22 protein-coding genes and 1 tRNA gene are annotated in these 24,445 nt (G+C 37.1%); 14 read left to right on the top strand and 9 right to left on the bottom strand.

Features of this window, described 5'->3' with window-relative positions; all coding sequences use genetic code 11:
* Positions 1-80: 80 nt before the first annotated feature.
* The gene (locus ACSLUO_RS05085; protein WP_448246761.1) at positions 81-1,598 is read left to right on the top strand and encodes a Ppx/GppA phosphatase family protein; all 1,518 of its coding nucleotides are present in this window, start codon (positions 81-83) and stop codon (positions 1,596-1,598) included.
* A 66-nt stretch (positions 1,599-1,664) separates the two neighbouring features.
* On the top strand, positions 1,665-1,805 hold the full coding sequence (locus tag ACSLUO_RS05090) for a hypothetical protein (RefSeq protein WP_448246763.1): 141 nt from the start codon (positions 1,665-1,667) through the stop codon (positions 1,803-1,805).
* Between the two features lie 613 nt (positions 1,806-2,418).
* On the opposite strand, the gene ACSLUO_RS05095 is transcribed toward ACSLUO_RS05090, so the two are convergent.
* From ACSLUO_RS05095 to ACSLUO_RS05105, 3 genes are all read right to left on the bottom strand, one after another.
* A complete protein-coding gene (locus ACSLUO_RS05095) occupies positions 2,419-3,384 on the bottom strand; it encodes a PstS family phosphate ABC transporter substrate-binding protein (RefSeq protein WP_448246764.1) in 966 nt (321 codons plus the stop codon).
* A 179-nt stretch (positions 3,385-3,563) separates the two neighbouring features.
* Positions 3,564-5,279 carry a diguanylate cyclase domain-containing protein gene (locus ACSLUO_RS05100; protein ID WP_448246766.1) on the bottom strand — a complete coding sequence of 572 codons (1,716 nt, stop codon included), beginning with the start codon at positions 5,277-5,279 and terminating at the stop codon, positions 3,564-3,566.
* Positions 5,280-5,538: 259 nt separating this feature from the next.
* Positions 5,539-5,751 (bottom strand): DUF3820 family protein, encoded by a 213-nt coding sequence (locus ACSLUO_RS05105; protein ID WP_448246871.1) that lies wholly within the window; start codon positions 5,749-5,751, stop codon positions 5,539-5,541.
* A gap of 169 nt (positions 5,752-5,920) precedes the next feature.
* Between ACSLUO_RS05105 and ACSLUO_RS05110 the strand changes: the two genes are divergently transcribed.
* Both ACSLUO_RS05110 and msrA read left to right on the top strand, forming a co-directional pair.
* Positions 5,921-7,033: a DUF3083 family protein gene (locus ACSLUO_RS05110; RefSeq protein WP_448246768.1), complete on the top strand. Its 1,113-nt coding sequence runs from the start codon at positions 5,921-5,923 to the stop codon at positions 7,031-7,033.
* A gap of 119 nt (positions 7,034-7,152) precedes the next feature.
* Entirely contained in the window at positions 7,153-7,698 is a 546-nt protein-coding gene (gene msrA / locus ACSLUO_RS05115) for a peptide-methionine (S)-S-oxide reductase MsrA (protein ID WP_448246770.1), read from the top strand.
* Positions 7,699-7,883: 185 nt separating this feature from the next.
* Here msrA and ACSLUO_RS05120 read toward each other — a convergent pair whose 3' ends face one another.
* The 4 genes from ACSLUO_RS05120 to folB form a co-directional block, all read right to left on the bottom strand.
* A complete protein-coding gene (locus tag ACSLUO_RS05120) occupies positions 7,884-8,729 on the bottom strand; it encodes a tetratricopeptide repeat protein (protein WP_448246772.1) in 846 nt (281 codons plus the stop codon).
* A 96-nt stretch (positions 8,730-8,825) separates the two neighbouring features.
* The gene (locus ACSLUO_RS05125) at positions 8,826-9,635 is read right to left on the bottom strand and encodes an undecaprenyl-diphosphate phosphatase (RefSeq protein ID WP_448246774.1); all 810 of its coding nucleotides are present in this window, start codon (positions 9,633-9,635) and stop codon (positions 8,826-8,828) included.
* Complete coding sequence (gene folK / locus ACSLUO_RS05130) at positions 9,632-10,126, bottom strand: 2-amino-4-hydroxy-6-hydroxymethyldihydropteridine diphosphokinase (RefSeq protein WP_448246775.1); 495 nt, start codon at positions 10,124-10,126, stop codon at positions 9,632-9,634. The genes ACSLUO_RS05125 and folK overlap by 4 nt, the downstream gene beginning before the upstream one ends.
* Positions 10,126-10,482, bottom strand: a complete 357-nt coding sequence (gene folB, locus ACSLUO_RS05135) for a dihydroneopterin aldolase (protein ID WP_448246777.1) — start codon at positions 10,480-10,482, stop codon at positions 10,126-10,128. Before folB ends, folK begins: the two co-directional genes overlap by 1 nt.
* 260 nt (positions 10,483-10,742) lie before the next feature.
* On the opposite strand from folB, the gene plsY reads away from it, so the two are divergent.
* Positions 10,743-11,336 carry a glycerol-3-phosphate 1-O-acyltransferase PlsY gene (plsY, locus tag ACSLUO_RS05140; protein WP_448246873.1) on the top strand — a complete coding sequence of 198 codons (594 nt, stop codon included), beginning with the start codon at positions 10,743-10,745 and terminating at the stop codon, positions 11,334-11,336.
* A 9-nt stretch (positions 11,337-11,345) separates the two neighbouring features.
* Here the strand turns inward: plsY and tsaD are convergent, their stop codons facing one another.
* Positions 11,346-12,386 (bottom strand): tRNA (adenosine(37)-N6)-threonylcarbamoyltransferase complex transferase subunit TsaD, encoded by a 1,041-nt coding sequence (tsaD, locus tag ACSLUO_RS05145; RefSeq protein WP_448246779.1) that lies wholly within the window; start codon positions 12,384-12,386, stop codon positions 11,346-11,348.
* Between the two features lie 280 nt (positions 12,387-12,666).
* On the opposite strand from tsaD, the gene rpsU reads away from it, so the two are divergent.
* The 5 genes from rpsU (at position 12,667) to ACSLUO_RS05170 (ending at position 17,777) form a co-directional block, all read left to right on the top strand.
* The gene (rpsU, locus tag ACSLUO_RS05150; protein ID WP_448246780.1) at positions 12,667-12,882 is read left to right on the top strand and encodes a 30S ribosomal protein S21; all 216 of its coding nucleotides are present in this window, start codon (positions 12,667-12,669) and stop codon (positions 12,880-12,882) included.
* 34 nt (positions 12,883-12,916) lie between these two features.
* A complete protein-coding gene (locus tag ACSLUO_RS05155; protein ID WP_448246782.1) occupies positions 12,917-13,363 on the top strand; it encodes a GatB/YqeY domain-containing protein in 447 nt (148 codons plus the stop codon).
* A gap of 130 nt (positions 13,364-13,493) precedes the next feature.
* Positions 13,494-15,251 carry a DNA primase gene (dnaG, locus tag ACSLUO_RS05160; RefSeq protein WP_448246783.1) on the top strand — a complete coding sequence of 586 codons (1,758 nt, stop codon included), beginning with the start codon at positions 13,494-13,496 and terminating at the stop codon, positions 15,249-15,251.
* A gap of 261 nt (positions 15,252-15,512) precedes the next feature.
* Positions 15,513-17,351: an RNA polymerase sigma factor RpoD gene (gene rpoD / locus ACSLUO_RS05165; protein ID WP_448246785.1), complete on the top strand. Its 1,839-nt coding sequence runs from the start codon at positions 15,513-15,515 to the stop codon at positions 17,349-17,351.
* Between the two features lie 349 nt (positions 17,352-17,700).
* Positions 17,701-17,777, top strand: a tRNA-Ile gene (locus ACSLUO_RS05170).
* A gap of 77 nt (positions 17,778-17,854) precedes the next feature.
* Here the strand turns inward: ACSLUO_RS05170 and ACSLUO_RS05175 are convergent.
* Positions 17,855-19,318: a helix-turn-helix domain-containing protein gene (locus tag ACSLUO_RS05175; RefSeq protein ID WP_448246786.1), complete on the bottom strand. Its 1,464-nt coding sequence runs from the start codon at positions 19,316-19,318 to the stop codon at positions 17,855-17,857.
* A gap of 325 nt (positions 19,319-19,643) precedes the next feature.
* Here ACSLUO_RS05175 and ACSLUO_RS05180 point away from each other — a divergent pair, with 325 nt between their 5' ends.
* The 4 genes from ACSLUO_RS05180 to ACSLUO_RS05195 all read left to right on the top strand — a co-directional run bounded on the left by ACSLUO_RS05180 (position 19,644) and on the right by ACSLUO_RS05195 (position 24,440).
* Complete coding sequence (locus tag ACSLUO_RS05180) at positions 19,644-21,113, top strand: sulfatase family protein (RefSeq protein WP_448246788.1); 1,470 nt, start codon at positions 19,644-19,646, stop codon at positions 21,111-21,113.
* Between the two features lie 109 nt (positions 21,114-21,222).
* Complete coding sequence (locus ACSLUO_RS05185) at positions 21,223-22,650, top strand: sulfatase family protein (RefSeq protein ID WP_448246790.1); 1,428 nt, start codon at positions 21,223-21,225, stop codon at positions 22,648-22,650.
* 323 nt (positions 22,651-22,973) lie between these two features.
* Positions 22,974-23,495 (top strand): DUF1353 domain-containing protein, encoded by a 522-nt coding sequence (locus ACSLUO_RS05190; protein WP_448246792.1) that lies wholly within the window; start codon positions 22,974-22,976, stop codon positions 23,493-23,495.
* A gap of 30 nt (positions 23,496-23,525) precedes the next feature.
* On the top strand, positions 23,526-24,440 hold the full coding sequence (locus ACSLUO_RS05195; protein ID WP_448246794.1) for a diguanylate cyclase domain-containing protein: 915 nt from the start codon (positions 23,526-23,528) through the stop codon (positions 24,438-24,440).
* The last annotated feature ends 5 nt before the right edge of the window (positions 24,441-24,445 follow it).

A 24,445-nucleotide genomic window follows, 5' to 3' on the forward strand; every position in this document is an offset into this window, starting at 1 on the left:
AAACAGCTTTATTAATGAAATAGTTAGCCAATTAACAGCGCAATTAACAAATAGTATTTATACTGGTAATAAGGAAACTTGTGATAAATCCAATGATGAACGATACACTCAACACTCCAGAAAATTGTATTGCGGCTTTAGATATTGGCTCTAATAGCTTCCATTTTGTTTTAGCGCGTATTGTTGATCAAAACTTGCAAATTTTACATAGTGAAAAATATTCAGTTAAATTGGCTGATGGTTTAGATCAAGAAAACATGTTATCAAAAGCTGCTATTAATCGTGGGTTAGCAGTACTAAGTCAATTAGCAGATATGGCTGAACAGCTAACCACTGATAACTTTCGCATTGTGGCAACATACACGCTACGTAAAGCTAAAAATGCGCATCAGTTTTTAAGCCAAGCACAAAAAATATTACCGTTTGATATTGAAGTTATTTCAGGCCACGAAGAAGCTCGTCTAATTTATCAAGGGGTTAGCCATTATGTCGCCTCAGATACCAAACATCTCGTGTTAGACATTGGCGGTGGTAGTACCGAATGTATTGTTGGTAAAAACGATAAAATTACATTTTTAGACAGTATTGATATGGGCTGCGTTAGCTTTTCTCGTAGCTACTTTCCAGAAGGCGACATTAACGATACCGCTTTTAAACATGCAGTGTTACATGCCAGTTTAGAAATTGAAGCCGTTGCCTCACGTTTTACTAAACCAGGTTGGCAAACAGCTTATGGCACCTCAGGTACGATTAAAAGCATTTATCAAATAATAAACTACGGCCAAGAATTACCACAACCGATACAGTTGTCACAATTATATCAATTGCGTAGTCAACTAGTTGCCGCCGAGCATGTTAGCAACATAAACATTAACGGCTTAAAAGCGGCACGAATTGATGTTATTTGCCCTGGACTGGCCATACTCATTGCGTTAATGGAAGTATTACACATTAAAGAGCTCGATTATTGTGATTATGCTTTACGCGAAGGTGTGCTTTTTGGTTTATTAGATCAAAAGTTATCAAGTAACATTCATAACCGCACGATTACTAGTTTAATTACCCGTTTTAATGTTGACGTAGAACAAGTTGAACGAGTAAAAACCGTCGCTAAACAACTATTTAAACAACTTAAAGAACCTTTACAATTAAGTGGTAAACATTATGAAAACCTGCTTTATTGGGCAATATCGCTCCATGAAATTGGTTTAGATATTAACCCTGCCGGTTTTCACCGGCACGGCCGCTACATTATTGAAAATGCCGACTTAGCCGGTTTTAACCAAGAACAAGTCCAAGCGCTTGCTTGGTTAGTTGGTAGCCAGCGCCGTAAAATTCAAACATTAGATAACATGTCATGGTTTTTAATTAAACCGCTCAAATTAGCCAGCATTTTAATGATCTTTAGGATTGCTTGTTTATTAAATAAGAAACGCCAACTGACTAATCTTCCTGACATAAAATTCAGCACTAAGCATGGCCAATTATCTTGTCACTTCCCTAAAACCTGGTTAGCTGAAAATCCACTGATTGTGGCAGACTTACACCAGGAACAACAGCAACTAAAAGCCATTAATATTGAATTAGTTATTCGTTAAGCTAGGGTCTGTTGATCTTTTTTTATATTTTCAGCAATAGGCTATTTTAAGTGATAGCAAAGCAGAATGAACGTTGTTTGCTTATTTCAAATGAGTGAATTCCAAATGAGTGAAATTCTAATGCAGCTAGCGCAAAAAATAGCCATTGCCCTGTGGGCTGAGGCTAAAATCGCTTTACTCGGCGTTAAAAATTATTGGTTTAGATGACTAAACGACATAATTTCAGCCTTGATTAAAACGATTTTATCTCTCAGCTGAATTATTAAACAAAGATAAACAGGCCCTAGCAAGTCTCGGATATTGTTTTCTTGATCGAGGCTAGATCGCATTGACCTTTCGTATATGATTTTTTACTCTGACAGTAATACTTTCAGAACAAGGCGAAAGCAATGCTGGAAGCGCCCAGAACGAACCCGAAAAGCAACACCTGTATGGTCTTTCTAGTTACGTTACCGCTTATTTATGTAGAACAAATACACCTCAGCGCTCTTGAATAAAAGCTAAACAATCTAATGCAAAAACATACAGAAAGTTCAACACGCTCTGGCCAATACCAATTTCATTAAATTATTGCCCACTTATGTGGGTTAAAATATTCCATGGCTGCGTTGCTTTCAATCCCGATAGACAACTATTGCTCAATCAAGCGCCTTGCCATGATTTATTTTTCTTACGCACAACAAGATCACAAACTTAATGAAATTGCTATAACTATCCTTAAACAGTTAATTAACGCATAAAAAAACGCCAGCTAAAATGCTGGCGTTTTAATCATAGTTGGGACTATGTAATTAAGTACTCATTAGGCGCTACTTAGTAATTAAAGCGTAAGACCTAATTTCGCAAACTCTTTTTCAACAACAGAGTTTGGTAATGGAATATAACCGTCTTTTTCAACAATTTTTTGACCGCTTTTTGAAAGTACCATTTTTAAGAACTCGGCTGTCATTGGGTCTAACGGCTTGTTCGGGTGCTTATTCACATAAACATATAAGTAACGTGATAATGGATATTTACCCGCAATGGCATTTTCCATATTGGCTTCAATGAAGTCATCGCCTTTTTTCGCTAAAGGTAATGCACGGACACCAGACGTTTGGTAGCCAATACCTGAATAACCGATACCATTTAGTGATGCAGATACAGATTGAACAACTGACGCTGAACCTGGTTGTTCGTTTACAGTATTTTTGAAATCACCTTTACATAAACCTTTTTGTTTAAAGTAACCGTAAGTACCTGATACCGAGTTACGACCGTATAATTGAATGTCTTTACCAGCCCAATCACCGGTTAAACCTAAATCAGCCCAACGGTCAGCATCTTTCAAAGCACCACATTTACGGTTGCTTGAGAAAATCGCATCAACTTGGTCAATTCGTAAACCTTTAATTGGATTATCTTTATGAACAAAAACCGCTAATGCATCAATAGCAACACGCACGGCTGTTGGCTTATAGCCATAACGTTCTTCAAAAGATTCAATTTCACGTGACTTCATCTTACGGCTCATAGGTCCTAAGTTTGAAGTGGCTTCAGTTAAAGCTGGTGGCGCAGTAGAAGAACCGGCCGCTTGAATTTGAACATTCACATTAGGGTAAGTACGTTTAAATTCCTCAGCCCAAAATGTCATCATATTTGCTAAAGTATCAGAACCTACTGAAGATAAGTTACCTGAAATACCACTTGTTTTTTTGTAAGTAGGTAAATCACTATCAACAGCTAATGCTGAAAAATTTACTAAGCTTGCTAAACCAATAATGCCTAAGGCACGTTTTAAACTCATAATAATCTCCGATGAGCGTTTAAGAATTGTGAACACTATATAAAGGATATGTGACAATTATATTTAAACTTTGTGACACTTATGTGACACAGGAGAGATTCTTTGAATTTATTTTTAGGTATCTGTTTTTACTGAAAATATTTATTATTAACCGTTGTACAATAATAAACCGTATTCAATTAAGCAACAAAAACTAAACAATCACGGCCAGATGATTTAGCTTGGTATAACGCTTTATCAACTTTTTCAAAAAAATCAGCTGACGAGCCTTGAAAATCAGGTATAACAACTCCGGCTCCCATACTTAAGGTAACATATTCACCGATTACTGAATTGGGGTGCGGTAATGCCAGTTCAGCTAATTTTTTGCGAATATTTTCAGCGAGCATTCGACACTCTTCTTTATTGGTATTGGGCAAGATCAACACAAATTCTTCACCACCATAGCGGGCCGCGAGATCACCATCTCGTTGAGCTGAACTTTTGATAATACTTGCCACTTTTTTCAAACAATCATCACCAGCTAAATGACCAAAGCTGTCGTTATATATTTTAAAAAAATCAACATCTAACAAAACAATCGCCAACGGAATATTTTCTCGACTACAACGTTTCCATTCACTATTAAAACGTAGATCAAATGCTCTTCTATTGGCTATTTTTGTTAACGAGTCTTCTACAGTCAACTGCTCTAATTTGATATTCAGATCTCTTAAATCTTGATTGGCATCAACCAAAGCGGATGTTTTATCATTCACCGTTTTTTCTAAAATTACATTCGCTTCAATCAACTTATCAGCCATTTGGTTAAAAGCCAGCCCTAACAAGCCTAATTCATCTTTAGTAAACAATTCTATTCTTTTAGTTAAATCGCCATTAGCAATTAATGTTGCCACATAAGCAATATCAATTACCGGTTGTGAAATTGATCGGCCCAGAAAAAAAGCCACAATGGCTACAATTAACGCCACAATAAGTAACGAAAAAACAAGAAATTCACTCTGTTTTTCAACTAATTCTAGGGCATCGTCAACGTCAATTTTATATACTAAGCCCCAATTAACCTCAGGGATAATATAAGTAATAGCAAAAACCTCAGTGCCTTGATGATCAACATAAGTATTTAGTTCATTATTAACCATACTGGCTTTAAAAGGGTTAATATGGCTAATTTGTGCGCTAGTTAATTTTTGTTTAAAAGGTATTAACGGTTTCAATTGACCATCAGTGCCATTAATAACAATATAAGTTTCTTCTGAACGACCAACACCAACATGATTACTTAATAACGTTTGAACGCTTGCAAGTGATGATTCAACCACTAACAACCCTATTTTTTCACCTTGTAAATATAAGTATTGGATTAAAATAAGTTTATTTTCCAACTCATTTAAAGGTGCAACAAATATCTCTTGCTGCTGCTGATCAAGCGCACGAATATAATGATCATCTATATGGCTAAGAGTTGTTTGAGGTTGTGTTGAAACCAAAATTTCACCTTGTAAATCAGTGATCATTACATCAATAAATTCAGGAATGGCTTGTTTAGTATCTGCAATAATTTTATGAATTTTGATGGTGTTAGGATTAAGCAATTTTTGCTTTGTTGATTCAATAGCGATAATTTCTTTTAATGATAACCGCAACTGGGTGCGACTTGCGATTAACGCTAAGCGATCTCTGTGCTGCTCAAGGGTCAGTGCTATTTGATTACGTTGTTGATTAGCAACCGATTTTAAATGGTTACTGATAAGTGAGACAACTTCCTTTTGACTACTATAATAATAAATACTGCCCGTAATAATAATCGCGATAAGTGTTGTTACTAGCAACACAATCGTTATTTTATGGCCAATACTAAAACCTTCTACTTTTAACTTTTGTGGTTTAGTCATACAGCTGCCTATCAGATAAACTTATTCGTATTAAACAAGCCGTTTGTTTTTATTAATCACTTAAAACGCTTATTAATAAATTTTATTCTTATCTTATTAAGTTTATGACAGTTATCACATTGTGCAACTATAATGCTAGGTTCTTGATTTATTAGATAGCTTACCGACTAAATGCCTTAAAACAAAAGCCTTAAGACAAGCAATTAAGAATATTCACCACATGAATAAAGTGCAGTTAATTAACTTATCTACTCTGGTGCTAGTCAGTTAATAATGGTTTTAACATTGTTTCTAAACCATTAAGTTTAATTTCATACATTAACGCTAATTGTTTACCTAACTTCCCTTCAGGAAAACCTTTACCATGAAACCAAACTAAATAAGGTTCAGGTAATTGTAAAAGTTTTCTGCCGGCATATTTACCAAATGGCATAGTAGTATTAATTGCTTCAATTACCGCTTGTTGATCCATTTCCATTGTCTTCTCAATCTTTTTTTATTCTTTTTTAATTAGAAAATTTTATGCAATCAATCTTTGTTAACCAGATTTGATGTCATATATGTGTCATCTATTCGTTAGCAAAGTGTCATATTGCACTCCTATAATTTCGCCTATTTACAGGTGTTCAAAGGGACCTTTGATGTCGATAATTCGTAAACGCAGTGCTCCACACACAACGCTCATTCCTAATAATGCCCGAGAAAACCAATATATACAGGTAAAATTTCCGTTAACGGATGAGCTATTACAGCGTTTTACACCAGCAGAGCCGAATCAAGCTCAACCTTATAATGGTTTTTATCAAGCAATTGCTGCAACCTTTTTTGAAGTATGCCAACAGTTTGACTTAAAAAACTGCCAATTTATTGCAAATGATAAATTAGCACGCATTCGTTACAGCCAAGAAATGCACCAATGGCAAACAAACCAGCAAATTTTATTCTACTACAACCCAAGTAGCCACGAATTAAATAAAACTTTTTTTGACGGTAGTATAAAGGCAAAACAAATTACCTTATTATTTTTAGCATCAGGATTAGATATTCGCTCAAATGCTGCTTTAGCGCACACTAAAGTTGTTAAAGTATTAGAAGAGTTTGCTAAACAATTAGCCATAGATACGAAACTGATGCGTATTCGTGATCATCAGCACATCACCTATGATATTTTTGCCAAAGCAAAAGGTAATGAGAATACTAAAAACCACCAGCTTCGACCGATCCCTGTCCGTTATCAAGCGCAAAATTTGCCGATATTACATAACACGTCAGAGATGAATTATGCTGTTGTTAAAATTCCTATCACTAACCACTTGCTCAATATTGTTGAGCTTGATGCCAGCTCAAGTGATCTTTATAACCCTTTGTATATTTTTATTGCTGACGCTTTCACTCAAGCAGCAAAACGTTATAACCTCAATAATGGTGCTTTAATTGCCAATGGCCTAGTGCCGATCATTCGTTATAGTGAGTTTGACGAATCTTCGGTTAATGGTGAGCTTCAATTATTAGGTTACAATCCAGAGCAAAACCCTTGTGGCTTGGTTAGTAAGTGGAATGCCGCTGAATTAGTTGACGATGTACAATTGATTTTTGTTGCCACTCGCGAAAATAAAACAGCATATGGTTATGGTAAGTTTCTCAATCAAGTAGAACAAGCACTAAAATTAATTGCCACCGAACTTGAGCTATCACCCGCAAAAGATGAAATTACTATGCGTTTTCATCAGCATGTTGCTTATAATTTAACTTAATTAACTCGAACTAAATTACACTAACTCGAACTAAACTACGTTAAAGCCGGCAACAATAGGTTGCTAAACTAGTATCTGGCAGGTTATCGTTTATTTAAATCAAGTTACAGATAAACCTTATGAGTAAACAAACAGAATTAGCAACGTTTGCCGGTGGCTGCTTTTGGTGTATTGAGTCGGCTTATAATGCGATTAATGGCGTGAACAGTGCGCTTTCAGGTTACATGGACGGCCATCTTGAAAACCCAAGTTATCAAGATATTTGCACAGGCCAATCAGGTCATGCTGAAGTGGTTCAAGTAAGCTTTGATCCTAATGTGATTAGCTATGAAACACTATTAGAGGTGTTTTTTAGCTTACATGATCCAACACAATTAAACCGCCAAGGTAATGATGTTGGTAGCCAATACCGCAGTGCCATTTTTTTCCATAATGTGCAGCAGCAAGTATTAGCTCAAGCCAAGATAGAACAGCTAACAAAGCAAGGCGTTTGGTCACAACAGATTGTGACCGAAGTGAAAGCTGCGGATATTTTTTATTGTGCAGAAGATTATCATCAAGATTATGTTAGTAATAATCCGCAAAATCCGTATTGCCAAATGTTAGTGTTGCCTAAACTCGCCAAGTTTAAATCACAATTTAGCGATAAGTTGAAGCAGCTATAAGCGGCAAGCGATAAGCGGTAAGCGACAAGCGGTAAGCGACAAGCGGTAAGCGACAAGCGGTAAGCTGGAAGCGGCAAGCTGGAAACTTGTAACTTGCAGCTTATATCTTGTAGCTTATATCTTGTAGCTTATATCTTGTAACTTGCAGCTTATATCTTGTAACTTGCAGCTTATATCTGGCCGCTTTAATACATCAAAGTATACAGTTTACGGCGAAACTTAGTGGCTAACGCATCACCTTCAGGTAACGCTTTTAACACATCAAGTAGAAACTCTTTACTTTTTTGATCATCACGTACCGTTTGCACTCGGCGAAATAATAAGGTTAATGCATCTTCAAATCGGCTTGCTAGCGTATATTGCGCTGCTAATTTGTGAATTAACTCGGCATTATCTGGTTCATTGGCAACGGCCGCTTCTAATGCTTGTAACTCTGGTGAATTGGCGGCTTCTTGTGCTAATTCAAGTTTTGCTTTAACCGACTTATAATCACTGTCTTGATCTACCATTAAAATACTGTCTAACAATTGACTAGCATCGTCTAATTTACCAAAAGCAATGCAAGCTTGAGCAAACACTAATTTTATATCCGCACGTTCATTGTCTAATTGATAAGCTTGTGATGAAAAATTATAAGCGCTGTTAATATCATCATCAGCTAACGCTTGCTGCGCTTGCGCTAATAAATTGTCTTGTTCTTTAGGTAAATATTTACCTAGAAATTCGCTAATTTGTTCATCCGTTTGCGGGCCAGCAAGACCATCAAGCGGTTGGCCATCTTTTAAAATAATAGCAGTGGGTAAACTTTGTAAACCAAACTGTTGAGCAATTTGTTGTTGAGCTTGGCAATCAACACTGGCCATTAAAATTTGTTCTGAAAAATTCGCGGTGGCAACTTCTAATTTGCTTTTTAAGTCAACACTTTCGGGGACTTGCTCGGCAAAAAAAGCAATTAATACCAGTTTAGTTTTAGAGGTTTCTAATACAACTTGCTGAAAATTTTCTAGGGTAATGGGTAAACTAGCCGACATAACATTCTCTGAAAAACGTGAACATGAAAGAATAATTGGGGCAAGTTTGCTTGAAACAAGCCTCCCCCAATCATTAATAAAAAATTTTACTGTTGGCTATAGCACCATACACAGTAAGATAACACCTAAAATCAAGCGGTAGATAACAAATGGCATCATGCCGAGTTTATCCACTAAAATAAGAAAATAATGAATACACGCATAAGCACTTACAAAAGCTAAAGTGCTACCTAAGGCTAACACTCCCCAATCTACGGCTTGTGCTTCAGTGATAAGTTTTAAGGTTAAATAACTTCCCGCCATGGCAATGACAGGAATAGAAAGTAAAAAAGAAAAACGCGCAGCATTTTCGCGGCTAAGGCCTAACATCAAGCCAATAGTCATGGTAATACCTGAGCGTGATGTTCCTGGAATTAATGCTAACGCTTGAGCAAAACCTATCATCATTGCGCCTTTAAAACCCAATTTTTTAATGCTGACATTTTGTTTTGCTTTAATATCGGCAAAACCTAATAACAAACCAAAACCGATTGTGGTTATCGCAATAACAAGCGCTGAACGTAAATATTCTTCAATTAAATCTTTACCAAATAAACCAAACAAACCCGCCGGTATGGTAGCAAAAATAATCCACCAAGCTAACTTACCGTTAAAGTCATCTTGCGCATCTTGGTTACTTCGGTTAAATGTACCAAACCAAGCACAGCACATTTCTCCTACTTCTTTACGAAAATATAAACATACCGCTAACAATGAGCCTACATGTACAGCTACATCAAAAGCTAAGCCTTGATCCTGCCAACCTAACAGCTGTGAAGGTAAAATTAAATGGGCCGAACTGGATATTGGTAAAAACTCGGTTAAGCCTTGAATTAATGCGAGAAAAAATACTTCTATAGTGCTCATAATGTTCCTTGCCAAGTAAACGGCATTTTCCTTAACTGTTGTGGTTTATCGTATTGTTGCCAAAGTTCAGTGTAACTTTGCTTATAAACTGGATGAATTCTGTCACCGGCAATTTCCGCTAATGGCCACAAAACAAAGGCATTTTTGGTAATTTCATCACGAGGAATTTGTGCCGGCTGCTGTAAAATTAAGTCGTCGTATAATAATAAATCAAGATCTAGCGTTCTCGGGCTATACTTTTCAGCATCTAACGCCCTGCCATTGTCATATTCAATTTGTCGAAGATTGGCGGCAACTTGTTCAATACTTTGTGTGGTAGTTGCGCCAATCACCATATTATAAAAAGCTGGGCCTTCAAAACCCACCGCTTCACTTTCGAATAATGACGACAAGGTTAATGGGCCAAAAGTGGCAAATAATGCATTTAACCCTAACTGTAAATAATTATCTCGATCGATATTAGTACCTAATGAGATGTAAATATCAGCCATTAACTTAGCTGGCCTCGTTCAATATAAACACCAACACTTTGCGCGTTATGAACCGCATTAGGTTTGTGTAATTTTATGGCTAACCAAGGAATACTATATTTTGCCATTAAATGCGTGGCCAAGCGCTCAGCTAACGTTTCTAATAAATCAACCGGATTGTTATTAGCAAATTGTTCTATTTCTTGTGATATTTCAGCGTAATCTAACGTTTTTGCTAAATCGTCGGCTAACGCCGCGGGCTTTATATCCCAAGCAAATTCAACATCAAACACTAAGGTTTGCTTAATTTGCTTTTCCCATTCAAAAAAACCTATCGTAGTTTGAATCGTCAAACCATTTATAAATACTTTATCCATCAATTTCTCAAGAAATAATTAATTGTTAGCTATTAGAAGGCCTGATTTAGCCAAAAACACTAAAATAATGTGAAGTTTACCTGCCAAGGTATAGAAAAACTAGCTTAGTAAACGATACAATAAATAAACTTTATGAAAAACTGATTAATTCAGTTTAATGTCAAACAATACAGCCATTATTTTTCTCGGTTATAATTTTGTCTTTTAATTAAAAAATCATCTTTAGCCAGAAATTTATTTTAGGATCATCAATTTAAATGATGTTATTAACGACAATAGCAATGACGATTGTAGCTTACTTAATCGGTTCGATTTCAAGTGCTATTTTGTTATGTCGGTTATTTAATTTACCCGATCCTCGCACTACCGGCTCTGAAAACCCCGGCGCAACAAATGTCTTACGGATGGGCAACAAATATTTAGCAGCTTGCGTATTAATTTTTGATGTTTTAAAAGGCACCATTCCAGTATGGAGCGCCTATTTTCTAGGAATTTCGCCAAACCATTTAGCTTTTGTTGCCATAGCCGCCTGTTTAGGCCACATGTATCCTATATTTTTTAATTTTCGGGGTGGTAAAGCCGTTGCAACCGCACTTGGGGTATTATTACCCCTTGGCTTAGGTTTATTTGCCATGTTAATCGGCACTTGGTTAGCGGTGGTAAAATTAACCCGTTATTCAAGTTTAGCGGCAATAGTTACCGTATCACTCGCACCGCTTTACACTTTATTAGTTAAGCCCGCTTATGTTTACCCTGTATTAATGTTATCAACATTAATTATTTTTCGTCATAAAGCGAATATTCTCAGGCTGTTAAAAGGCACTGAGAATAAAATATCACAAACTAAACGTTAAACTTACGCTTTATACTGGCGGTAATGAATCTAATGGCCAGCGAGGTGTCGCTTTAAACGTTAAGTCGGCACTAACACCGGCTTTTAATCGTTGCATCCCCGCAAAAGCGATCATCGCACCATTATCGGTACAAAATTCAGGTCTTGGATAAAATACTTGCCCGCCTAGCTTTTTGGTGGTGACAGCTAATTTTTCTCGTAATGAGGTATTGGCACTTACTCCACCGGCAATCACTAAGCGCTTTAAACCACATTGTTCTAGCGCTCGGCGACATTTTATCGCTAAAGTATCAACAACCGCTTCTTGAAACGCACAGGCAATATCGGCTTTAGTTTGACTAATTTCTTGTTCACTTAAATTTAGCTGTTCAGTTAATTCTTTTCTAACGGTATTCGCAGCAAACGTTTTTAAACCACTAAAACTAAAATCTAACCCTGGACGATCGGTCATAGGTCGTGGAAATTTAAAGCGTCCTTGAGTTCCTGACTGCGCCATTTTAGCAAGCACTGGCCCACCTGGATAATCTAAACCTAATAACTTAGCTGTTTTATCAAAGGCTTCACCGGCTGCATCATCAACCGACTCTCCCAACATTTCATACTGTCCGATACCATCAACTCTTACTAGCATGGTATGGCCACCTGAAACCAATAACGCAATAAAAGGAAACTCGGGTACATCATCTTCTAGCATAGGCGCTAATAAATGCCCTTCCATATGGTGCACTGGCACCGCGGGTAAATTCCAGCCATAAGCTAAACTACGACCGATTGAACAGCCAACCAATAAGGCACCTACTAAACCAGGCCCAGCGGTATAAGCAACGCCATCAATGTCTTCAGGGGTTAAACCGGCATCTTTGAACACTTCTTTGATCAACGGAATAGTTTTTCGAACATGATCTCGAGAAGCCAGTTCTGGCACTACGCCACCATAATCGGCATGAACCGCAATTTGGCTATATAAACGGTGCGCTAAAATACCGTCATTTTCATCGTAAATAGCAATACCTGTTTCGTCACAAGAGGTTTCTATACCCAAAATTCGCATTTATTCATTACCCGTAATTGATGAGTTCACCGCTTTATCTGAAGAAAAAGTTCAGATCAAAGCAAAATTTTCGGCAATTTTACAATTCTCACAACAATTTCACCACCTTTTAAATGATTATTCACATTTAACCTTTACTTTAATTAGCGGTTCGCATTAGAATACGGCACCCATTTTTGAATAGAGCGGGTGAAGGCCGAGGTAATAACTTACGTAAGTAACCATTATTACTAAGATTCGACACCGATTTATATAGATACATACTAAGGTAAGAGGCAACATGCCAGTAATTAAAGTTAGAGAAAACGAACCATTTGACGTAGCATTACGTCGTTTTAAACGTTCATGTGAAAAAGCAGGTATCCTTTCAGAAGTTCGTCGTCGCGAATGTTATGAAAAACCAACTTGGGAACGTAAGCGTAAGAAAGCTGCTGCTGTAAAACGCGCTGCTAAGAAAGTTTCTCGTGAGAACGCTCGCCGCGTTCGTTTATACTAATTAACCTTAGTAGTATCACGTTGAGTATCGCAGTATGACTCTGCTAGATAAACTCAAAGACGAAATGAAAGTCGCTATGCGCGCTAAAGACAAAGACCGTCTTAGTGTAGTTCGCATGGCGATATCAGCAATTAAGCAAGTAGAAATTGACACTAAAGTTGAACTTGATGATGATGGTATTATCGCTGTTTTAACCAAAATGGTTAAACAACGTAAAGACTCTATCAGAATGTTTCAAGAAGGTGGCCGTGAAGAATTGGCTGCTAAAGAAACAGCAGAAGTTGCCGCATTAGAAGAATTTTTACCACAAGCATTAACTGAAGATGAAATTAGTCAATTAATTTCAGATGCTATTAGCCAAACCGGTGCCGCCTCAATGGCCGACATGGGCAAGGTTATGGGGGTGTTAAAACCTCTTATGCAAGGTAAAGCCGATTTAGGCGCAGTTAGTGGTAAGGTACGTGCTACTTTAAACGCTTAATTGTGGAAAAATTATTAAACGCGTCTTTTTAGGCGCGTTTTTTTATACCTAATTTTTATATTCAATAGCATAGAAATCAGTTACCTTATCTGTTCTATCGAATATAAAAATAATAAACTTCATAACATTAATGGCTGGTATGATCCCAAGACAATTTATAGATGACTTGCTCACTCGCACCGATATCGTGGAGATCGTAGAAAGTCGTATATCCTTAAAAAAAGCCGGTAAAAACTACCAAGCTTGTTGTCCGTTCCATACTGAAAAATCGCCCTCTTTTACCGTTAGCCGTGACAAACAGTTTTATCATTGTTTTGGTTGCGGTGCTCATGGCAACGCAATTTCATTTTTAATGGAATACGAACGTTTAGAATTTGTTGACTGTATAGAAGAGTTAGCTTCACTGCATGGTTTAGAAGTACCAAGAGAAGACGATAACCAAACTCCTGCTCAACTAAAACAGCAACAACTCGCCAGCGCACAACGCAAAGATGATTACGAGCTGATGGCAAAAATCAGTCGTTTTTATCAACAGCAGCTTAAAACGTCAGCTGACAAACAACTTGCCATTGATTATTTAAAAAGCCGAGGGTTAACCGGTGAAATAGCCAAACGTTTTGGTATTGGTTATATCAGTGATAACTGGGATGGCATGATGAAACAATTTGCTAATAACCAGCAAATTAGCCAACAACTTATCGATCTTGGAATGGCTATTCAAGGTGACAAAAAGCGTCCTTATGATCGTTTTCGTGGCCGTATCATGTTTCCTATTCGTGATAAACGTGGTCGGGTAATAGGCTTTGGTGGCCGAGTTATTGAAAACGGTACGCCTAAATATTTAAATTCACCAGAAACCCGCATTTATTCAAAAGGCCAAGAACTCTATGGTTTATTTGAAGCCAAACAAGCCTGCAAAAACTTAACCCGTTTAGTGGTTGTTGAAGGTTATATGGATGTGGTTGCCCTAGCCCAGCACGGGGTTGATTATGCCGTTGCTTCATTAGGCACAGCAACTACCTCAGAGCAATTGCAAAGTTTATTCCGTACAGTTAAAGAAGTGATTTGTTGCTACGACGGCGACCGAGCTGGTCGAGATGCCGCTTGGCGCGCCATGGATAACGCGCTACCGCTGATTAACGATGGTTATTCATTAAAGTTTGTTTTTGTACCTGACGGAGAAGATCCTGACTCATTAATTCGCAAACAAGGTCAGCAAGCATTTGAGAAAATCCTCGACGATGCCATGCCTTTATCTAAGTTTTTGTTTGAACATTTGATGTCCCAAGTCGATATGAATTCGTTAGAAGGTCGATCGTCATTAATTGACATGTTTCAGCCCTACCTAACAAAATTACCAGAAAGCGTGTTAAAAGACTCAATAATTAATGAACTGGCAAATAATTTTGGTACAGGAACCGAACAACAGCTAGCAAAACTGTCTAACAAACAAAGCAATAAAGCAAAACCGCAAAAAAAAGTCGACAATAAAGTCACACCGGTCAGGTTAGCTATTGCATTATTACTTGAGCATCCCCATATAGTTAACGCACTTGCGGATATTTCAGTTTTACAGCATTTAAATGCACCCGGCGTACCATTACTGAACCAATTATTAATGTTATGTAAACAATCGCCCAATATTAAAAGTGCACAAATATTAGAACATTACCGCGGTACCGAAGAAGGTAAACAGCTCTCAAAATTAATGTGCTGGCAACACAATGTGGAACCTGAAGCTGCAGAAGCGGTTTTTGAAGACAGTATCGAAAAATTATTTAGCCGTTTTTTAGAGCTAAAAACCGAAGAGTTATTGCAAAAAGCGCGGATGGGGCAAATAAGCCCACAAGAAAAACAAGAATTACAAATATTATTAAATAACCCATAAGATAAAAATTAAACGTTATTTAACAAAGAAATAAATCTCGAGAGTAAAATTAGCCTGCTATACTTTAGCAACTAGATAATATTCTCTTGTTATAAAAACATCGGCTTTAACGCTAAGCAAGCTTAAATGACCGATACAAGATTAAAGCAACGATAAAAGTCTGATTGATATTAGTTAATGCTGGCAATTTAATCACCAGCTTGCTAAAATTTCGTGCTTTAATATTTTCAATTTGATAGCCATAAAGGTGGACACTCGTCAATGGATCAAGCCCCACAATCTAGACTTAAAGAGCTTATAACCAAAGGTAAAGAACAAGGTTATTTGACTTTTGCGGAAGTTAACGATCATCTCCCACAGGATATAATCGACTCGGATCAAGTTGAAGACATTATTAGAATGATCAACGACATGGGTATTCAAGTATTTGAAAACGCCCCTGACACTGATGAATTAATGATGTCAGAAGCTAATACGGATGAAGATGCCGCTGAAGCCGCCGCTCAAGCATTAGCTACCGTAGAGAGCGAAATAGGTCGAACAACCGATCCAGTTCGTATGTATATGCGTGAAATGGGGACTGTTGAACTACTTACCCGTAAAGGCGAAATTGTTATCGCCAAACGCATTGAAGAAGGCATCAAAGAAGTTCAGCGCAGTGTTGCTGAATACCCGCCTGCGATTAACTTTCTTTTAGAGCAATGGGATAACTTCGAAGCAGAAGAAGGTCGCTTAAGCGACATTATTGTTGGTTTCTTAGACCCTGATGCAGAAGAAGAGGAAATTCCAGCAGCCGCAACTCATATTGGTTCAGAGTTATCAGATGAAGAACTTGATGACGAAGATGATGATTCTGATGATGAAGACGAAGAGGAAATGGACACAGGTCCAGATCCTGAAGAAGCCCGTGAAAAATTCACTGCTCTTCGCAATGCTTACGAGCTAGCAAACAAAGTTATTGAAGAAAAAGGCCGTGGTCACGCAGAAGCACAAGCGGCTATTGACGCGCTAGCAGAAGTATTTAAAGAATTCCGCTTAGTACCAAAAGTATTCGACCGCTTAGTGAAAAACATGCGCGCCGTAATGGACCGTTTACGTGTTCAAGAACGTTTGATCATGAAGCACTGTGTTGTTGGTGCTGGTATGCCAAAAGCCACCTTCATTAAAATATTCCCAGGTAATGAAACGTCATTAGACTGGTTTGAAGAGCAAAAAGCCGCTGGCCACAGCTACTCAGCACGTTTGAATGATATTGATCTTGAAGTTGAACGTTGTGTGCAAAAATTAACACATTTAGAAGAAGAAACCTTCTTAAATGTTCATGGCATCAAAGACATCAACCGTCGTATGTCAATCGGTGAAGCAAAAGCTCGTCGTGCGAAAAAAGAAATGGTTGAAGCGAACTTACGTCTAGTAATTTCAATTGCGAAAAAATACACCAACCGTGGTTTACAATTCTTAGATTTAATCCAAGAAGGTAACATTGGTTTAATGAAAGCGGTTGATAAATTTGAGTACCGTCGTGGTTATAAGTTTTCAACTTATGCAACATGGTGGATCCGTCAAGCAATTACCCGTTCAATTGCCGACCAAGCTAGAACCATTCGTATTCCAGTACACATGATAGAAACGATTAACAAACTTAATCGTATTTCTCGTCAAATGTTACAAGAAATGGGACGTGAGCCAACACCAGAAGAATTAGCTGAACGCATGATCATGCCTGAAGATAAAATTCGTAAGGTATTAAAAATAGCAAAAGAGCCAATCTCAATGGAAACCCCAATTGGTGACGATGAAGATTCGCACTTAGGTGACTTTATTGAGGATGGTAGCGGTGAATTACCTGTAGATTCAGCAACCTCTGAAAACCTAAAAAATGCTACTCACGAAGTATTAGCTGGCTTAACGGCTCGTGAAGCGAAAGTACTTCGTATGCGCTTTGGTATCGACATGAATACCGATCATACCTTAGAAGAAGTAGGTAAACAGTTTGATGTAACACGTGAACGTATTCGTCAAATTGAAGCGAAAGCATTACGTAAATTGCGTCACCCTTCTCGTTCAGAGCAACTAAAGAGTTTCTTAGACGGCGAATAAACACTAACGCATGCTACAAAACTTAAAAAACCAGCAATTATTGCTGGTTTTTTTATTTCAAATTTTCAATAACACAAGTCGAGCTTATCTCAACTCAACAACAAAAGAGACAATATAGGACATATTCAACTACAAGGTGCTTAAGATTTAAGCGTTCAGATTCAATTTGTTACTTTTTTCAAATTGAACTGGTGACAATAAAATAAAAAATGCTTATACTGCCTGCGCTTTCCGATAGTAGTTATTTAAATAACGATTATTTGTTATTTCATAGACAATTTATTTTATGAAATAAAAGACTTAAACCTACAAAGTCAAATTGAAAGTATCACCAATACAAAGTGAAAATGGGCCTTTAGCTCAGTTGGTTAGAGCACCCGACTCATAATCGGTAGGTCCCCAGTTCAAGTCTGGGAAGGCCCACCATTTTCACGATTAAAGACGCACATTAAGCGTCTTTTTTTATGTCTAAAACTTTCGGCTCTGCTCTCGAGATTTCACTTTTACATGCTGTTGGCTATTACTTTTTGCTTAGCTTGTAATTGATATTCTTTAGGTGTTATTCCAGTATGCTTTTTAAATACTGTCGCAAAATAAGCCGAGTTATTAAAACCGACTTCGAAAGCTGTGGTGGTTACTAATTGGCTAAGAAGTAAACTTTTCGCTTTATTAATTCTCACCTCAGTAAGATATTGATTAATTGTTTGATCACAGCCCTCTTTAAATACCTTCATTATATGAGTGCGACTTACGCCTAGCGCTTTAACGAGGTCGTTAATACTAATGTCTTGATGGTAATGGGCTAACACATAAGTTTTTACGCTATCAATGAGTTGATGATCAGTTTCTGAACGCGGCTCTGGTTCACTTAACACCGTATCAGCTAAAAACTGACTTTCTTCGATGATAATGTTATCAATTTCAACTATCGATTGTGCCCTGTCCAGCTCAGCACCTTTTTGACTTAATCGAGTAATAAGTGTTTTAGCCTGCCCGCATTGAAAAATAACAGAGTCAAACAGCATAAACAGCACCTCTTTCGCACGAGTACGATAAGGCTCCTGCTGCTCTTGAGTAAAGTTTTTTAACGCCTTAAGTAGTTCATCAGTACAAGCATGAACGAGCCCTACACTAGCGGTACAAACCGCTTCTAAAAGCGTTGCTCTTTCACGAAAAGGATAACTATCATTTAATGTCTCAGGATAATAATCGGTAAATTCAATATTATTCGACGCACTATATTGTGCTTTGGCTAATAATTCCTGATGTTTAGCATGCTGAATAATTTTTTGATTGGTAAAATGAAGGTCACGATACACAGCCCATGCCCAAATGAGCGCAGATAAACTCGAGCCTGCATAATATATTTCCCATTCTCGGAAAATAATACCAATAGCCATAAAAAAGCTAAAACAGAGCACACCCCAGGTATGAATAACCACATTTTTATTCGGCTTATGCAATAACAAATAAAAGCATGGCGCTATTAATAACATGCTAATAAACGCTAACTGAGCAAAAAATAAATGGGATCGTTGAATATCAAATAAATGCGCTAGCCAAACCACTTCTTGAGATTGTTTAAAAAAAATAGGAGGAGATAAAATAAAAAATACTGACCACAATCCCCCCAAAAGAAAAGGCAGTAAACTCAGTTTTTTATTTAATTTATGCTCTGCTTGAATAAATAATGCCAACAATAATGAAGGAATACCAACACTAAATAACACCACATTTCTAAAAATATCATAACCATATTTCGGTGATTCAAACGGTAGGAGATTAATCAGCGGGCCGCATAGAAAAGCAATAAAGCTCAGTATAAAAATACAATAAAAAGGATAAGAACGGCCAATTTTATCGCGCACTAAAAAGAAATAAATAAATACCATGGCATAAATATGCGCAGCGCCAAAAGGAACAACTCCTCGGAAAAAAACATCCCAATTAAATACTACTTCGTTCATATAATTCAGGGGGCAGCGTGATTATTATCGTGCTGCTCAGTATACCGATTGTAAACAATTTTACATGGATATATTTCACTTATTCTAAATATTTGAATATAAGATATTAAAATACAATCGTTAAACGCTAAAAAAACAACTGCCAAAACACAATATAACCAATTGTTATTTATGAACTTTACTATTTTAAAACTAAAAAAGGACAATATTAAAAGTAACGTTTACATAGACAGTATAAGTTTATGGTTAAAAATAAATTGCCTAGTTAACCACCCAAACATTGTTAATAGGCAATCTAATAATTAACCATTAACAAGGTAACAATATGCGTTTTTTTTCCCGTTTATTTTTAATCAGCTTACTTCTCTCGAATGTTGTACATGCTGATGAACGACCTAATATTTTAGTTATTTTGGCTGACGATTTAGGTTATGGCGATCTTGGTTACACGGGTGCTAAAGATATATTTACCCCAAATATTGATCAGCTTGCTCAACATGGTGTTGAAATTACCAATGGCTATGTTACTCACCCTTTTTGTGGGCCAAGCCGTTCTGGATTAATGACCGGACGTTATCAAGCCCGTTTTGGTATGGAGGTTAATATTACTAACTCCCCCTTTGACCAATACAATGGCCTACCATTAACAGAAACAACCTTTGCTACTCGTCTACAAAAATCAGGTTATCAAACTGGCATCATCGGAAAATGGCATCTAGGTGGCTCCACTGCATATCATCCAAATAACCGCGGGTTTGATTACTTTTTTGGTTTTTTAGCTGGCGGACATTCTTATTTTCCTCAAGATATAAATACAAGGATGCCACTAACCACAAAGTCAGGAAAGCCAAATTATAGTGCTAACGAACGTACTGAGTTACCGCTAGAGCGAAATAATAAACACGCACAATTTAATGAATACTTAACAACCGCCTTAAGTAAAGATGCGGCAAGTTTTGTTAGCCAAACCGACAAGCCTTTTATGTTATATCTTGCCTATAACGCTCCTCACCAACCGCTACAAGCCCCTAAAGCAACCATTGCAAAATATGCTCATATCAATAACCCAGAACGTCGAATATATGCCGCTATGATTGACGAAATGGATCAAGGGATAGGCATGGTAGTTAACGCCTTAAAAGCATCAGGTAAATATGACAACACCCTGATCTTTTTCTTGTCTGACAATGGTGGAGCCGCTTCATACGAAAATCACAACAAACACGCAAAAACGGCATTTTCAAATAGTGGTCCATTTAGAGATGGTAAAGGGAGCATGCGTGAAGGAGGTTCTCATGTCCCCTTTATTGTTCACTGGCCTAAAAAGCTAAAAGCCGGTAAATATCACGGTTTAGTTTCCGCTTTAGATATCGCCGCAACTTCAGTAGCCATAGGCCAAGGTGACACTTCTGGTTTTACAATGGACGGTAAAAATATGATGCCATTTTTAACTGGCGAACAAAAAGGCTCTGTTCATCAAGCCTTGTATTGGCGCACAAATCACGACACTTGGGCAGTCAGAGATACTAAAACAAAATATTTAAAACAAAATCAAGACGGTACCGAGTTATATAATATGTTGCTCGACCCTTATGAAACAAAAAATATTGTTGCTTCATCCGATACGGAAAGAAAAGCTATAGCCGCGTTGTGGAATAAATGGAACGAAAACAACATCAACAACCTTTATTTACCTGCTGGGCAATACCAACAAGCAAGACTAGACTTTTATAAAAACATGTACCAACAACAAAAAGAAAAGGCTCAAAAACGGCCACCATTAGTTATTAAATAGTACAGAAATTAACACTTAATTTTTACCAAACTTAACACCTTAATTAGCAACAATTAAAATCACATAGATAAGAGAATCATCAATGAAAAACTATCTAATATGCATAAAAATGCTCGCCATATCCTTATTAAGTTTATGTTCTTATTTTGCTAACGCGCAAGACGCTCGGCCAAACATTGTGGTTATACTTGCCGATGATCTTGGTTATGGCGACTTAGGTTTCACTGGTGCTAAAGATATTAAAACGCCAAATATTGATAAGCTCGCTGCTAATGGTATCACTTTCAAAAATGGTTATGTTACCCACCCTTATTGCGGCCCATCACGCGCAGGCTTATTAACCGGACGTTATCAAGCCCGTTTTGGTATGGAAAACAATGTGACATATAATCCGTATGATAAACATATGGGCTTACCGTTAACCGAAACCACCTTTGCTAAACGCTTACAAAAAGTAGGCTACAGTACTTCAATATTTGGTAAATGGCACTTAGGCGGCGCACCGCACTTTCAACCGAATAAACGCGGATTTGACTATTTTTACGGTTTTCTCGATGGCGGCCACCAATATATGCCTGGCGAAGTAACTGTTAATGGCGATGGCTATTGGTTACCGATAATGCGTAATACCGACATTGCAGAATTTGATGAATACCTTACCACCGCGTTAAGTCGCGATGCAGTTAATTACATCAAAAGACAAGACGATAAGCCATTTATGATGTACATGTCGTACAACGCACCACACAGCCCACTGCAAGCTCCTCAATCTTATATTGATAAATACCAACATATCTCAGATCCAAATAAACGCATCTATGCCGCTATGGTTGATGCTATGGATGAAGGCATAGGTATGATAGTTAATGCCTTAAAAGAAGAAGGTAAATTAGATAACACCCTAGTTTTTTTCTTATCAGATAATGGTGGCGTCTACCCAGAAAGCTGGCAACCAACCAGTAACTGGGCAAACAACCTGCCTTACCGACGCGGAAAAGTTGCGTTATTAGAAGGTGGTATCCACGTTCCCTTTATTGCCCATTGGCCAAATAAAATTCCTAAAGGATTTACGTTTGATGGGTTAGTTTCATCTCTTGATATTGCAGCAACGTCAGTGGCATTAGCTAATGCTGATGCCAGCGATGCTAAACTCGATGGTGTTGATTTAACACCTTACATGACAGGAGAAAAACAAGGTTCGCCTCATCAAGCCCTTTTCTGGCGACTTGAAGAAGCTGACTATATTTACGCGGTCAGAACACCAGAAGCTAAATATATGCGTCAGCCATTACCCAATGTTGGAAGAAGCTTTTTTGATATGGTTAAAGACCCGTATGAACAAGACAATATTGTTGATAAATTCCCGAAAAAACAAGCCGAATTAGCCCAGTTATGGAATCAATGGAATGAAAAAAACATCAATAACATTCTTGAGCAATCTTGGGAGTATAAAAAAACCCGAGATGACTTTTATCAAGCCTTATTTGAAAAGAACATCAAAGAAGCAAACAATACTCCAAGCTATAATATTAAATAAATGCCTCATATTAATGCGCTATAGCGTCATATAGAACAATAGCGTTAAAGCGTTAAAGCGTTAAAGCGTTAAAGCGTTAATCATAGTGTTTGCTAGCTAACATTTAGCAAACACTATGAAACTAAGTGATAAAAATTAAAGCAAACAACAACAGCTTTTTATCGTCTACTATTCTAACCACATCAGCTATTTCAAAGCACTAACAAGCCCTTTTTCGCGAACGCATAATTAATTGTTTTATTTATTAATTAATTTTAGTTACCTTATGATTAAGTTCATATATTCTAGTTAATACTAGATATTTGTAGTTTGTGAGAAAAATAATGAAAATGCCAAAGTTACAAGCTATGCCAATAAAAACCCAAAAAAGTAACTTTTTTAGTAAGTTGTGGCTGCTTTTTACACGTAAAAGACAATGGCAATTAATTGAAGATTGGCATTATCGTTTACCTAATAATAAACAATTGGTCATTCCTAAAGGTTTTATCTTTGATGGTAATTCATTTCCGATGATCACTTGGTTAGTTTTTTCTCCAACCGGCTTATTATTAATACCGGTGATCATTCATGATTTTTGTTTTAAATATAATTATTTATGGGTAGAACAAGATCATAAAACCTACAAATATAAAAAAAATAACGGTTTTATGGCATGGAATGCGTTAATAAGAGATATTGGTATTGTCCGTAATGAATTAGCTTTTATTGACTATTTAGTTTGGTCTATTTCATTCTTGTTTGGCTGGTGGCGCTGGCGTCAATGCCGTCGCCTTGTGTTAGTTGATATCAAGCCTGAAAGCCTTATTCAACAAGAACAAGCTAAAATAACAAATAACAGCCAGTAATTAATACATAGCACTTAACAACAATAACTTATGAAAAACAAACCGCTGCATTTTTTTATTATTACCTCAGAAGCTGCCACGTTAAACTGGCTGTCAGCTACATTAAGTGTTACTGATATTGTTATCTCGGCAATTGAAGCCGTCACAATAGATCAGCTTACCACCCTGCAATTTAACCATAAGCAACAAGCGATCATTCTGTTAGATGAAAAAATTTACACTAATCAGTCAGCTAAAATTCATCAAAACCTAAATCAGCTCTATGTAGATGTCCCTATCTTATTATTAACTGACTCTTTAGCCAGCAAAAACCTACCGTCACTTAATAAAATGTTTAATGTAATTGATACTATTGCTAGGCCAACCTTGTCAATTAACTCACTTGAGCATACGGTTAATTCGCTAGTAAAAGACTTTAAACTCACCCAAGAGTTAAAAAAATTAGCACATTACGACGCGTTAACTGGTGCCGCAAATCGCTATTTATTTCAAGACCGTTTAGCGCAAATATTTAACCGAGCAAAACGTTATCACGAAAGCTTTGTTTTATTGTCGTTTGATTTAAATGAATTTAAAAAAGTAAATGACAGCTTCGGTCATGAAGTCGGTGACTTATTACTGAAAAAATTTGTCGAACAACTTAATAAAGTCACCAGAGAAGCAGATACCTTAGCACGATTAGGTGGTGACGAATTCTTTATGATCATGCCAAATATGACAGTCGATAACCTCGGCATTGTGCTTGATAAAATAAAAGCGCTGTTCAATCCTAAGTTTAATTTAGCAGGTCAGCAAATTAAAATAAAAACCTCAATCGGCGCTGTTGTTATTAATCATCAAACCATTGAGCAATTAACCATTACTCAAGCATTAAAATTAGCAGATTTAGCCGTTTATGAAGCCAAAGCACAAAAAGAAACTGCCGCGGTTATCAAACAAACATAACAGGC

The sequence above is a fragment of the Thalassotalea agariperforans genome (assembly GCF_053470345.1).

Coding starts and splice junctions, on each gene's coding strand:
- ACSLUO_RS05090 (WP_448246763.1), top strand. CDS start 1,665: ATGAACGTTGTTTGCTTATTTCAAATGAGTGAATTCCAAATGAGTGAA.
- ACSLUO_RS05095 (WP_448246764.1), bottom strand. CDS start 3,384: ATGAGTTTAAAACGTGCCTTAGGCATTATTGGTTTAGCAAGCTTAGTA.
- ACSLUO_RS05100 (WP_448246766.1), bottom strand. CDS start 5,279: ATGACTAAACCACAAAAGTTAAAAGTAGAAGGTTTTAGTATTGGCCAT.
- ACSLUO_RS05105 (WP_448246871.1), bottom strand. CDS start 5,751: ATGGATCAACAAGCGGTAATTGAAGCAATTAATACTACTATGCCATTT.
- ACSLUO_RS05110 (WP_448246768.1), top strand. CDS start 5,921: ATGTCGATAATTCGTAAACGCAGTGCTCCACACACAACGCTCATTCCT.
- msrA (WP_448246770.1), top strand. CDS start 7,153: ATGAGTAAACAAACAGAATTAGCAACGTTTGCCGGTGGCTGCTTTTGG.
- ACSLUO_RS05120 (WP_448246772.1), bottom strand. CDS start 8,729: ATGTCGGCTAGTTTACCCATTACCCTAGAAAATTTTCAGCAAGTTGTA.
- ACSLUO_RS05125 (WP_448246774.1), bottom strand. CDS start 9,635: ATGAGCACTATAGAAGTATTTTTTCTCGCATTAATTCAAGGCTTAACC.
- folK (WP_448246775.1), bottom strand. CDS start 10,126: ATGGCTGATATTTACATCTCATTAGGTACTAATATCGATCGAGATAAT.
- folB (WP_448246777.1), bottom strand. CDS start 10,482: ATGGATAAAGTATTTATAAATGGTTTGACGATTCAAACTACGATAGGT.
- plsY (WP_448246873.1), top strand. CDS start 10,743: ATGTTATTAACGACAATAGCAATGACGATTGTAGCTTACTTAATCGGT.
- tsaD (WP_448246779.1), bottom strand. CDS start 12,386: ATGCGAATTTTGGGTATAGAAACCTCTTGTGACGAAACAGGTATTGCT.
- rpsU (WP_448246780.1), top strand. CDS start 12,667: ATGCCAGTAATTAAAGTTAGAGAAAACGAACCATTTGACGTAGCATTA.
- ACSLUO_RS05155 (WP_448246782.1), top strand. CDS start 12,917: ATGACTCTGCTAGATAAACTCAAAGACGAAATGAAAGTCGCTATGCGC.
- dnaG (WP_448246783.1), top strand. CDS start 13,494: ATGGCTGGTATGATCCCAAGACAATTTATAGATGACTTGCTCACTCGC.
- rpoD (WP_448246785.1), top strand. CDS start 15,513: ATGGATCAAGCCCCACAATCTAGACTTAAAGAGCTTATAACCAAAGGT.
- ACSLUO_RS05175 (WP_448246786.1), bottom strand. CDS start 19,318: ATGAACGAAGTAGTATTTAATTGGGATGTTTTTTTCCGAGGAGTTGTT.
- ACSLUO_RS05180 (WP_448246788.1), top strand. CDS start 19,644: ATGCGTTTTTTTTCCCGTTTATTTTTAATCAGCTTACTTCTCTCGAAT.
- ACSLUO_RS05185 (WP_448246790.1), top strand. CDS start 21,223: ATGCTCGCCATATCCTTATTAAGTTTATGTTCTTATTTTGCTAACGCG.
- ACSLUO_RS05190 (WP_448246792.1), top strand. CDS start 22,974: ATGAAAATGCCAAAGTTACAAGCTATGCCAATAAAAACCCAAAAAAGT.
- ACSLUO_RS05195 (WP_448246794.1), top strand. CDS start 23,526: ATGAAAAACAAACCGCTGCATTTTTTTATTATTACCTCAGAAGCTGCC.